The sequence below is a fragment of the Prevotella sp. AM42-24 genome (assembly GCF_003461825.1).
GTDB classification, from domain to species: Bacteria; Bacteroidota; Bacteroidia; order Bacteroidales; family Bacteroidaceae; genus Prevotella; species Prevotella hominis.
In genome coordinates this window covers 18030-30788 of the sequence record NZ_QTXV01000004.1, presented here as the reverse complement: position 1 = coordinate 30788, position 12759 = coordinate 18030, and the positions used below count along the sequence as shown (strand labels likewise).

8 protein-coding genes and 1 pseudogene are annotated in these 12759 nt (G+C 41.4%); 7 read left to right on the top strand and 2 right to left on the bottom strand.

Annotated features, from left to right (window positions below; all coding sequences use genetic code 11):
• Positions 1-252: 252 nt before the first annotated feature.
• From fabD to DW917_RS02325, 4 genes are all read left to right on the top strand, one after another.
• Positions 253-1140, top strand: a complete 888-nt coding sequence (gene fabD, locus DW917_RS02340) for an ACP S-malonyltransferase (protein ID WP_118116120.1) — start codon at positions 253-255, stop codon at positions 1138-1140.
• Between the two features lie 88 nt (positions 1141-1228).
• On the top strand, positions 1229-3421 hold the full coding sequence (locus DW917_RS02335; RefSeq protein ID WP_118116118.1) for an alpha-amylase family glycosyl hydrolase: 2193 nt from the start codon (positions 1229-1231) through the stop codon (positions 3419-3421).
• Positions 3422-4038: 617 nt separating this feature from the next.
• Positions 4039-4347, top strand: coding sequence for a helix-turn-helix domain-containing protein (locus DW917_RS02330; RefSeq protein ID WP_118116116.1), 309 nt, complete (start codon positions 4039-4041; stop codon positions 4345-4347).
• A gap of 14 nt (positions 4348-4361) precedes the next feature.
• Positions 4362-5162, top strand: coding sequence for a type II toxin-antitoxin system HipA family toxin (locus DW917_RS02325; RefSeq protein WP_118116114.1), 801 nt, complete (start codon positions 4362-4364; stop codon positions 5160-5162).
• Between the two features lie 742 nt (positions 5163-5904).
• Here DW917_RS02325 and DW917_RS02320 read toward each other — a convergent pair.
• Entirely contained in the window at positions 5905-6288 is a 384-nt protein-coding gene (locus DW917_RS02320; RefSeq protein WP_089544302.1) for a hypothetical protein, read from the bottom strand.
• 138 nt (positions 6289-6426) lie between these two features.
• Positions 6427-6744: a heavy metal-binding domain-containing protein gene (locus DW917_RS02315; protein ID WP_118116257.1), complete on the bottom strand. Its 318-nt coding sequence runs from the start codon at positions 6742-6744 to the stop codon at positions 6427-6429.
• Between the two features lie 293 nt (positions 6745-7037).
• On the opposite strand from DW917_RS02315, the gene DW917_RS02310 reads away from it, so the two are divergent.
• The 3 genes and pseudogenes from DW917_RS02310 to DW917_RS17500 all read left to right on the top strand — a co-directional run.
• The gene (locus DW917_RS02310; protein WP_118116112.1) at positions 7038-10448 is read left to right on the top strand and encodes a SusC/RagA family TonB-linked outer membrane protein; all 3411 of its coding nucleotides are present in this window, start codon (positions 7038-7040) and stop codon (positions 10446-10448) included.
• 12 nt (positions 10449-10460) lie between these two features.
• A complete protein-coding gene (locus DW917_RS02305; RefSeq protein ID WP_158570057.1) occupies positions 10461-12074 on the top strand; it encodes a RagB/SusD family nutrient uptake outer membrane protein in 1614 nt (537 codons plus the stop codon).
• Positions 12071-12759, top strand: a pseudogene (locus tag DW917_RS17500) (hypothetical protein); the annotation flags it as partial. The gene DW917_RS02305 and the pseudogene DW917_RS17500, both read left to right, overlap by 4 nt.

Genomic DNA, 12759 nt, shown 5'->3' with positions numbered 1-12759 from the left:
TTATTTCCCTATGATTAATTCGGATTGTTGTTAGTCGAATTATCGAACAATCTCATGGGAAATTAGAACAATATTATCTGAAATGTTAATACAACCATTAATTTTTAATTAATCTCTGCGAAGTCTCGATTTTTTGTTGTATCTTTGCAGCCGAATTGAGTCGATGATGACATCTTCTATTTTAGTATTGAAGATGGTTATGCGACATTTCTGATAGAAAATATTAATATTAAACTTAAAAATATAAATAAAATGAAAGCATTTGTTTTCCCTGGTCAGGGTTCACAGTTCGTAGGTATGGGTAAAGATCTCTACGATAACAACGCATTGGCAAAAGAACTTTTCGATAAGGCTGATGAGATTCTCGGCTTCAAGATTACTGATATTATGTTCGCTGGTACAGATGAGCAGTTGAAAGAAACAAAGGTTACTCAGCCTGCTGTATTCCTCCACTCTGTTATTTCTGCACTTTGCTTGGGTGATGAGTTTAATCCAGCAATGGTAGCAGGTCACTCTCTCGGTGAGTTCTCTGCTTTGGTAGCTGCTGGTGCTATGGCTTTCGAGGATGGTTTGAAACTTGTTGCTGCTCGTGCCAATGCTATGCAGAAGGCTTGTGAGGCAAATCCTGGTACAATGGCTGCTATCATCGGTTTGCCAGATGAGAAGGTAGAAGAAATTTGTACTTCTGTGAGCACAGAGGGTAATGTTGTTGTTGCTGCTAACTACAACTGCCCTGGTCAGCTTGTTATCTCAGGTAATGTAGATGCTATCAATGCAGCTTGTGAGCAGTTGAAGACCGCTGGTGCTAAGCGTGCTTTGCCTTTGAAGGTAGGTGGTGCTTTCCACTCTCCATTGATGCAGCCTGCTAAGGATGAGCTTCAAGCAGCTATTGAGAAGACAACATTCTCTGCTCCGAAGTGTCCTGTATATCAGAATGTAGATGGTAAGCCTCATACTGATCCTGCAGAGATTCAGCAGAATCTTATTGCACAGCTTACAAGTTCTGTACGCTGGACATCTTCTGTTCAGGCTATGATTGCAGATGGTGCTGATGACTTTACTGAGTGCGGTCCAGGTAAGGCTTTACAGGGAATGATTGGTCGCATCGATAAGACTGTTGCGGCTCACGGTATTGCTTAATCGTTTAAAAAAATAATCCCACGTTTTATCTTCTTGGCAAAGGCGTTGCCGAGAAGATAAATCGTTTCATTTTTAGTAGAACCGCTAAATGAAGGAAAAAATTGTAATTTATCAAGTTCTCCCGAGGCTCTTCGGTAATAAGAATACCACACGAAAGGAGAACGGAACAATTGAGGAGAATGGTTGCGGCAAACTGAATAATTTTACCGATGATGTGCTGGCTCGCATACATGATATGGGTTTCACTCACATTTGGTTTACTGGAGTTATTCGTCACGCTACCCAAACAAACTACTCATCTTATGGTATTCCTACCCAACACGCAGAGGTGGTGAAAGGAAAGGCAGGCTCTCCATACGCTATAACTGACTATTATGATATTGATCCAGATTTAGCGGAGAATGTAAGCTTGCGAATGACTGAATGGGAACGTCTTATAGACAGAACCCACAAGGCTGGTATGAAGGTCATTATGGACTTCGTGCCTAATCATGTGGCCCGTGAGTATCATTCTATTTGCAAACCAGCAGGTGTACGAGATTTAGGAGAAGATGATGATACGAACATGCACTTCTCTACAAAGAATAATTTCTATTATGCCTGGGGTGACTTAGACCTGAATGAAGTCCGTCATTCCAAACCGGCAATGGTTCCTTTTTCCGAAAAGGATTCTAAGATTTTTGAACCATATACAGAAAGTCCGGCTAAGGCTACGGGAAATGATCGTTTTGACAATCGCCCAGGTTGTAATGACTGGTATGAGACCGTGAAACTCAACTATGGTGTCGATTATTGTGATGCAGGAGGTAGAAGTTATCACTATGAGCCAGTACCAAGTACATGGGGCAAGATGACAGATATCCTGCTTTATTGGGCAAGCAAGGGCATCGATGGTTTCCGTTGTGATATGGCAGAAATGGTACCTACTGCATTCTGGTCGTATGCTACTCAGATATTGAAAGCTCGTTATCCTCATATTATTGTGATTGGAGAGGTTTATGATCCAAGTCAGTATCGCAATTATGTGAAGTCTGGTTTTGATTATCTATATGATAAGGTGGGTATGTATGATTGTCTGCGTGGAGTAATCCGTGGTGAGCGTCCTGCTGCCAGTATCACTCATGAATGGCAGGAGGTGGATGATATCCGCGAGCACATGCTCTATTTCCTGGAAAATCATGATGAGCAGCGCATCGCCAGCGATTTCTTCTGTGGTAATGCTATGAAGGCGATTCCAGCAGTAGCCATGAGTCTCTTCTTCCAGAAGAATCCTTTCATGCTTTATAGCGGGCAGGAATTTGGCGAGAAGGGTATGGATAAGGAAGGATTCAGTGGCAGAGATGGTCGCACCACGATATTTGATTATTGGAGTCCTGAGACTTTGACGCATGCTTATCAGGAAAATGCAGAGGACGTATATACCCAAGAACAGAAGTATTTGGCAGCCACTTATCGCCAGCTTCTACGTCTCGCCAATGAGGAGAAAGCGATTCGAGAGGGTGAAACCTTTGATTTGATGTATGTGAATCCGGGTTCTGAAGGCTTTGATCCGCGTACCAACTTTGCTTTCCTTCGCAAGAAGGATGATGAGGTGATGCTCATCGTGCTCAATTTCTCTCAAGAGACTCGTCAGTTGCAGGTTCGCATTCCTGGTCACGCCTTCGATTTCTTCCAAATCAAGGAAGAAGAGGTTCTTGTCACAGAACTGTTCTCTGGTGGTAAGAAGAAGGTAGAACTGAAGAAGGATGGCGTGTTCCCAATATCAATGGATGCCAATGGAGTAAGAATTTATAAATTCAATGTCAAGATGGAGGAAATTGATTTCGTATTGAATCAGCACCACAAGGAGGAGTTCCCTCCTGCTCATACGGCTGAGCATCTGCTCAACCAGTTGATGGTTCGCATGTTTGGTTGCGAGCGTAGTCGCAATGCCCATATTGAGCGTAAGAAGAGTAAGATGACTTTTATTGTCGATCATAAGCCAACTCGTCAGGAGGAAAAGGCGATAGAAACGGAAATGAATCGCTTGATAGAGGAAGATATGCCTGTGACCTATGAGTTTGTGGATCGCGACCATATTCCTGCGAATGTTAAGATTGATCGTTTGCCGGATGATGCAAGTGAAACTTTGCGTCTGGTACGCATTGGTGATTACGATGTTTGTCCATGTATTGGCAAGCATGTACGTTCTACGGCGCAGATTGGTAAGTTTGTATTGCTCGGAACAAATTGGGATGAGCATGCCCATTCATTGCGTATTCGTTTCAAGATCGTGCAGTAGTGATATAAATATAGTAACGATATAAAAAAACAGCAATGGCTATACTTTTCAGTAGTAGCTATTGCTGTTTTTTTTCTTATATAGCAAGATGACTTTTTTCTCTTGATATAAATTGTTTATGCACCAGGGAGAATTCTTCGTTCAGCGTCTTTGAATGTCCGTTCAACGACTTTGAACGGCGGTTCAACGTCTTTGAATGTCGGTTCAACGTCGTTGAATAGAAAATTATCCTATAAGAGAGAAACATTTATTGAGGTATAGATGTTTTTCTATGCCTTTTGACATCTTTGTTAGTGTCTGTCTTATCCTATAAATACGTTTCTTTGTCTGTGCTCGTCTGATGGGCATCGATGGATCAACAGACGAGCACTCACTGCTCATCACGTGAGCATTGAGTGCCCATAGTATAGAGTGATTTTTGGGCACTTTGTGCAAAAAGAGCATCAAAAGTACGTCATTTATCAGAAAAAATAGAAAGGAAAAAAATAATTTCTTGAAAGCTTGCCAGTCTCATTCCTTTTTATTATTTTTGCAACCATAAATATCAGTATATTGAAGATAAAGGCTGATATAAAGGGTAAATATCATTATAATGATAGATAAATGAATAGAAGATTATGGCAGATTTATATGAATATTCTACTCCAGAGTTGGTACGCTTGCTGGGAATGAGATTCAAAGAATATAGAATGAGATGCAATCTCACCCAGAAAGAGGTTGCCGAGCTTACGGGGCTTGGCTTGACCACCATCCACAAGTTTGAGAATGGAACAGCAGGCAATCTCTCGCTTTCTACTTTTCTCCTCTTGCTGAAGGTGGTGGGGCAGATTGATGCCATCAATGATGTGCTTCCAGAACTTCCTCCATCACCTTATCTGATGAGAAAGGATGAGAAGAAAGCGCAGAGAATACGTCATACTAAATAATAACTGGTTAAGATATGATGCCATCCAGACTATATGAGATAGAGGGAAACCGGAATTTCATAACGAAGCGTTTCGACCGTGATGGTGAGCGGAAATTGCATACACAGACCCTTGCTGCGATTTCTCCGGAAACCGATAGCTATGAGGGACTTATTGCTGTCTGCAGAAAATTACATTTGCCGGAGACTGATTGTCAGGAAGTATTTCGCAGACTTGTGTTCAATGTCCTTTCCAACAATACGGATGACCATACAAAGAATTTCTCTTTTGTTATGGATGAGGCGGGTCTTTGGCGTTTGTCGCCAGCCTATGACCTCACTTATATTATAGATACAGGAGGCTATTTACCCAATACGGGTCATTGTATGTATGTAAGGTCTAAGCTGCATCATATTTTTTACGATGATGCCATTCTGTTTGCCAAGGACAATGGCATTCGGCGTGCTGATGCAATCATCAGGGAAGTAGCTGATTCTCTGCGGCAATTCCGTGACATAGCCAAGCGAAATGAGGTTCAGGACAGATGGACCAGTTCCATAGAGTCAGCGATAAATGCTCATCTCGTTTCATGGGGGTTGGAGGATAAAGACAACAGTTCTGCTTCTTTTGAGATAGATGGCAAAAGTTGTACTGATGTTCGCATAGAGCAGGCTTACAAAGGCAACTTCCATTTGTATGCAAGCATAGATGGGCGAGACTGTAAGTTTATTATCGGAAAGAACAAGCCTGAATATGCTACGATTCAAGAGACGGGATTGTCGAATCTTCCGGAGACGATGCTCAGAGATTTGGTTGCGAAATATCTGGTGAGATAGAAGAGTAGTGATTATGTTGAGTCTTTATTTCTTTTTATTACCTTTGCAGTTGTCTTGTCGTGGATGGCTGGCATTGAGATGCTGGCTATGAAATGAAAGTCCATGGCTTGGCCTATCATAATAAGAAAGACGTTTGCTTTACGTTTTCTTCTGTTCAATTGAAACGTAGGAAATTTCAAAGGGTGTTCAGATGAAGACAGCGGTGGGCGTCTGCCATAGATAGCTACGAATTCCGGTTTTGAGGATTCATAGCAATCCTACAGCGTTTTTTGTTCTTGCTTGCATCCTATTATTTTTTGTAGCATAATGGTAATGTCTTAATAACAATAGTTAGCCATAAGGCTCTGATAATCGGATACAAAGATAATGCTTTTATTTGAATACTATAAGCTTTTTTCTTCGAAAATTACGCTAAAATCAGCCGAATAGCTAAAAATGAACTATTTATGAGTTTTTCACCTCAACAGAGGTAATGATTTAGCAACAGTTCTAAATTCTGCAATCTGCATACGTTTGCTGCCTAACAACTCTTTTCGGCTGCAAAAATACAAAAAAATAATGAATCTAAGAATTTTATTAAACAAAAAATATCAAACAGAGAAATATGTTGCAAAAAGCACTGTCTTACTAGTGGTCTGTAAAGTCTAAAAGTTGAGTAAAACGTCGTTCGTCACATACTGATGATTGATGAAATATCACACGTGCCTTACTAAACTTTTAGACTTTACAATCTACTAGTTGTTTATTTTGCGAAATACGTATTTACAACATTTGTTGTTGTATTTTGCAATTTTAGCAACTTGTCGGTAAATTCTAAAACTTTAAACTTAACAGAGAAAGTTTTTGTACCCTTTCCTTCTGATGGAAAAATAACATAAAATGTTTCTACGTTTTCCTGCTGTATTAAGTATGGCTTCTCTATAGTATGAGTCTGTCCATTAAAGGAGAAACTAGTTGTGTATGTCGTATCTTTGAATATAAGACTCGAAGTATAAGACTTTCCTTTTGGCAATTGCAACTCCCATTTTTTACCTTTTAAGCTGTCGATTTTAAATGATTGTGCATGAACTAATTGCCCATTTAGGAACAATAGAGAAATAAAAAAATATTTAAAAATCAACTTCATATTTATTTAATTACTTTATACCTGTTAATACTATATTATAATCTTGTAAAATATGTCTGAACAGGGGCGGTAACTCGATTTTTTAGGCGGTTACCGCCCCTGTTCAGACATGTTTTGTTCTTTTTTCAGATGCAGAACTTAGATAATCACCGCCGTTCCGCTGCAAGTTACCATCAGCATGGAGCCGCTGTTACCAACGGTTTCGTAATCCAGGTCGATGCCCACGATGGCGTTGCAGCCTAAGGATGCAGCACGCTGGCTCATCTCCCTGAGTGCAGTATCTTTAGCTTCGCGGAGGGTACTTTCGTAAGAACCGCTTCTTCCGCCAATCACATCACGAATACTGGCAAAGAAATCTTTCACAAAGTTGGTACCAATGATGGTTTCGCCTGTCACAATGCCACGATATTCACGGATAGGGTGACCTTCTATGGTTGGAGTTGTGCTCAAAATCATAATTTTTTCCTTTCTTTTTATGTTATTACTCATGTTATCTTATAACTTAGACGATGAAGTAATAGAAAAGGTTACATGGAATTTTAAATTAACTTTTTTATTAATATCATTAAATATTTTAAAAAGACCATAGAAATCTAAATTTAATTCAATGAAATTTCTATTTGCGTATAAAAATACAGGAAAAACTGACAAAATACGTGCAAAATACAAAAAATAGTAATAAAATGTTTTGCTCGTTTAACTTTATTTGCTATCTTTGTGCCAATTATTAATTTAAAACAAAAGGGACTATGAATTCTAAGAGAAAAAACTACACCATGGTCTTGAATACATCTCTTTTGTGCTTTGCTCTTGCCTCTGGACAAGCAGTCTTTGCTCAAAACAATGTAAACACAAGCCAAAAGGGAGCTGTTCAAGCTCGCCGTACTGCAGTTATTGCCAAAGGTGTCGTCACCGATGACAGCCAGGATCCCCTGCCTGGTGTAAGTGTAAGAGTGAGAGGTACCAAATTGGCAACCGTAACTGACATCAATGGTAAATTCAGTCTTACCATGCCTGAAATGGAGCCAGGAAAGGCATATTACCTGGAGTTCACTTACCTTGGAATGGAAAAGAAGGTGGTACGTTACCACAATAGCAATTCCATCAATGTGAGTATGATTCCTGCTGCCACAAGTCAATTGAAGGAAGTTGAAGTTGTGGAGACTGGTTATGGTCGCTTGTCTCGTAAGGATATGGTTGGTGCCTTCACCACTTTGAAAGGTGAAGATGTGCTGATGCCTGCCTACCAGACTATCGACCAGATGTTGCAGGGTAAGGTGGCAGGATTGATGGTAGTCAATTCTTCTTCCCGTGTGGGATCTGCTCCTAAGCTTACCATTCGTGGTAAGGCAACTATTCTTGGAAATACCGACCCTCTTTGGGTTGTTGATGGAGTCATCCAGGAAGACCCTATTTCTATCGATGCTACAGCAGCGATGACTACTGATATGAAGGAATTGATAGGTAATCAGGTGTCCTGGCTCAACCCTCAGGATATAGAAAATATTACTGTGTTGAAGGATGCTTCGGCTACTGCCATCTATGGTTCTAAGGCTTCTAATGGTGTGATTGTCATCACGACCAAGAAGGGTTCTGCAGAACGTACCAGTATCCGCTATTCAGCAAACTTCTCTGTCCGTCAACGTCCTAACTACGACTTATTTGATTTTATGAATTCGCAAGAGCGTATTCAGTTCAGTAAGGAGGCGTATGATGCGGGTGTGCGCTATCAGGGTGATCCGCTTCCTCAGATTTATACTTATGAGGGATTGATGGCTATGTTTAACAAGCACATGATTTCCGAGGCCGACTTTATGAAGCAGATGGAAAGATTGGAAACTGTAAATACTGACTGGCTTGATCTCTTGACCCGTAATTCTTTCAGTCATAGTCATAATCTCAGCGTATCTGGTGGTACTCAGAGAGTAACTTATAATGCTTCTTTTGGCTACTCTAATTCTGAAGGTACAGAAATTGGTAATAGTCAAAATCAATTTACTACTCGTCTGAATGTAGGTGTGCAATTCAGTAAGCGAATCCGTGCTTCCTTTAATATTAGCGGTAGTTCACGAAATTCTTACGGCTATAGCGGTGTAAGTCCTCAGTCGTATGCTCTTAATACCAGCCGTGCCGTACCTGCTTTCGAGGAAAATGGTGAACGAGCTTTCTATAAACAATATTATACTTATCAGTTGAACAAGTCCCTCGGTTCCAACAATACTTATGGCTACAATGTCCTCAATGAGATGGATAACAGTTATAGTAAGAACCGCGGTAATACCTTCAATGTGTCTGCAAATATTGATTTCCAGCTTCTTCCTTGGCTTAATTATCAGTTGGTGGGTTCTATGGCTCATAGTTCCAACGATTCTGAAAGTTATAAGGGTGAAAGGACTTCCTACATTGAAACCAACTATCGTGGTTATGGAGTAGGTGAGGCTGAACCTGGTTCTGCTTTGTATAAAGCAGCCCTGTTGCCATTTGGCGGTCAGTTGACCAATAATAATTCCAATATGACTTCGCTTGACATGCAGCATAAGCTGGTAGCAAGCAAGACTTTCAATGAGATTCATCGTGTCAATGGTATGTTTGGTTTTGAGATGCGTTCTTCCAAAACATATGGTAAGGGTACGAATGTCTGGGGTTATGTGCCAGAGCGTGGTGAGAGTTTGATCTCTCCTTCGCTTCCAGAGGATATTGTGCCTATCGGAGGTACACAGTCTATAGGTTGGGGTGCTCTTAGAGGTCTCTTTGAGGGTGGATGGAGTAGTATCAACAATACTTCCAATTACGTATCCTTCTTTGGTACAGCTGCTTACTCTCTGAAGAATCGTTATGTTATGAATATGAATATCCGTTCAGATGCTTCCAACCGTTTCGGACAGGATAAGCGTAAGCAGTTTGATCCTACTTATTCGTTCGGTTTCTCTTGGAAGATAGCAGAAGAGAAGTTTATCAAAGACAACGTGAAGTGGCTTGACCAGCTTAACCTCCGTGCAACATATGGTATTCAGGGAAATGTAGTCAATTCCATCAGTCCGGAATTGATAGCTTCTTATGGTGGTTTGCTTCCTGGTTATAATGAATACTATACCAGCATCGCAAGTCTTCCTAACCCTTATCTGAAGTGGGAACGTACCAAGACTTGGAACCTCGGTCTCGATATGCAAATTTTCAGAGCCGTAACGATGAGTCTTGAGTATTACGGAAGACGTTCTAATGCGATTATCGAGCAAGATGTACCAGAGGAATATGGTATGGGAACATTGAAGCTCAATGGTGGTATCATCGTCAACCATGGTCTCGAGTGGACAATGAATATCACTCCTATCAAGACCAAGGACTTAGTAGTAAGTGTTGGATTTAATGCTTCCAAGAACTGGAACAAGACTGAGACGGATGATCGCACAGCCCGTGTTGACCAGTTGACCCATCGTGATTTCGTAGCCGGCAACAGTCAGCGCCCTTTGCGTAAGGGTTATTCTCTCTATTCTTTCTGGGCTTATGATTTTACAGGTCTTGACCATGAGACAGGTCTTCCTACCTTTAGAGGTACTCAAGTAGAGGAGTTTGAAAATCCGGATAAGACAATAGATCCATTGTCATTCTTGGTTTATGCAGGTGAATCAGAGCCTTTCTTTACTGGAGGTATCAATCCTCATGTGCGCTGGAAGGATCTTCAGGTAAGTGCGAGCTTTGCCCTGATTTTGGGTTCTAAGAAACGCCTTCCTAACCCATATTCTACCTTTACTTATGGCAAGATGCCAAGTCCGCTGTCCAACCTCAGCAAGGAATTGTTGAATCGATGGAAGCAGCCTGGTGATGAGTTGCATACCAACATACCTGGTCTCTATACTTCGGTAGCGGATATTCTCAATCTCTATACACCAGATGGCTATTTTACCAATCGTTATGAAATGTGGGCAAATTCAACAGCACGTCTTGTGAGCGGTTCTTTCTTCCGCTGCAATCAGTTGTCTGTGTCTTATTATCTGCCTAAGAAAATTTGTCAGAAGATTCATGCTACAAGCATCTCTTTGAGTGGTAGTACAAACAATCTCTTCGTCATTGCCAGCAAGAAATGGAATGGCTTTGATCCTGAGTTGGGTAACAGTATCCAGCCACGCATTTTCTCTTTCGGACTTAGTGCTTCATTCTAAAAAATGACAATCATGAAAAAAGTTAAATTATATACAATGGTACTCTTGGGAGGCATGCTGATGCTCAATAGTTGCGGTGACTTCCTGGAGCCAAAATCCACAAGTGAGTTTGTCCCAAAGGATGTGCGCTCACTTAATGAAATCTTGTTGGGCGAGGCTTATCCTCGTAACGACATAGGTGGCTTTAATTATTTTCTTTCCTTGATGGATGACGACTTAACTGCAACTCTCTATCAGTTACCTGAAGATAATTTCAATTACGATATATTGTTGGCTTCCTATACATGGCAGCCGGATATGTTTAATATGATGAAAGAGGCTGGTAGAACCTCTACGGATATGTATTATACATATTATCGTAAACTGAAGGGTGTGAATGCTGTCATTGATTATATTGATACTGTGACAGGTTCAGAAGAAGATATCCATTATGTCCTGGGACAGGCTTATGCGCTCCGTGGCTTTTACTATCTGAACTTAGTGAATATATTTGGTCAGCCATACAATGAGAATCCTGATGCTTTAGGTGTTCCTCTGAAATTAACAAGTGGTGTAGAGGAAAAACCGATGGCTCGCAGTACCGTGAAGGCAGTCTATGACCAAATTGTCAAAGACTTGCTGGAGGCAGAAAGTCAGTTTAAACTTGTTTCTGAGGCAAGACAATGGAAGAAGGATTACCGTGCAAGTCTGCCAATGGTACAACTGCTGCTCTCTCGTACCTATCTTTATATGGAGAACTGGGAAGAGGCTGCCAAGTATGCGAAGATGGTGATGAACGATTCGCGGTTCAAGTTGCTTGATCTCAATACCGTAGAAACGGAAAAGAATGAATATGGTCAGGTGGCACGTATCTATACCAATTATCATTCTTATGATGAATCTTCTGAGGTCATCTTCCCTTATGGTAAAGTATCGGATTGGGCAGGATGGGTTGAAGAATATTCTACGGAAGACCCAACGACAGGTTTGCCTCGTAAACCTTATTTCCGTGCTTCTGATGAACTGCTCAACAGTTTTGAGGATGGTGACCTTCGTAAGCAGCGTTATATCGTAAGGAAAGAATTCTCTGGTGAACTGCTGCCTTTGGCTATCGGTAAATTGAAGGTCAATAATAGTTATCGACCTACTGGTGGTACAGGTGTATTTGGTAGAAGTCTTCGTCTTTCTGAGGCATATCTCAATTATATGGAAGCAGAAGCAATGCTCGCCAAGGCTGGAGTGGATGCTAATGGAAGTCAGGAAGCACTTCAAGCTTTGGTAGAATTACGTAGTAAGAGATTTGCTGATAACTATGCTCCAAAGGCAGAGGATGTTGCAGATATTGATAAGTTGGTGGAGTATATACATCAGGAACGCCGTCGTGAACTTTGTTTCGAGAGTCATCGTTGGTATGATTTGCGCCGTTGGGGTATGCCAGAAATCAAGCACGTTTGGTATTCTACACCAACTACCAAGACAACCTATACCCTTCAGGCAAAGGATCCACTTTATACAGTCCCTATACCTGATGTAGCACGAGAATTGAACAATCAGCTGGAGCAGAATCCACTTTGTGCAAAGCGCATAGGTGAGACTTCTGAGTTCACAGTTGATAATACTAACCCGGATAATAACACAGAAGAATGAAAAGATTTATATATATCACAGTTGCGAGCCTCATCACAATGACGGCTTGCACTCCATCCGAAGATCCTATCACTCCATCGGGTAACTACTCCGTTCTTCGTATGGAATTTCCTCAAGGTAACAATTCTTGGGATGAAGATATTAAAGAAATACATGATAAATATGGTGTTTATCTGCTGTATAAGGATATTACTCCTGCCGACTTGAACAGAAAATGGACGGGTATAGGTACGGGAAAACTCTATTATGGTGATGATGTGCCAGGTACAGAAGTGCCTTACTATGTAGATTTCTTTAAGAACAACGTATTCCCTTATGCTTCTACCGAGATGATTCAGAAGAATTTTCCTGTAAAGATTTACTTGCAGAAAGACTTTAGGGGTGTAGATCCTAATCTTGGAGGAGGAGATGATTCTGGTACTGGTGGCACAGGCGGTACTGGTGGTACAGGTACTGGTGGTACAGGCACAGGTGGTACTGGTGGCACAGGCACAGGAACAGGTGGTACTGGCACAGGCACTGGTACAGGTGGTACTGGCACAGGCACAGGAACAGGTGGTACTGGCACAGGTACGGGTACAGGTGGTACTGGCACAGGCACGGGAACAGGTGGTACTGGCACAGGCACTGGTACAGGTGGTACTGGCACAGGCACTGGTACAGGTGGTACTGGCACAGGCACAGG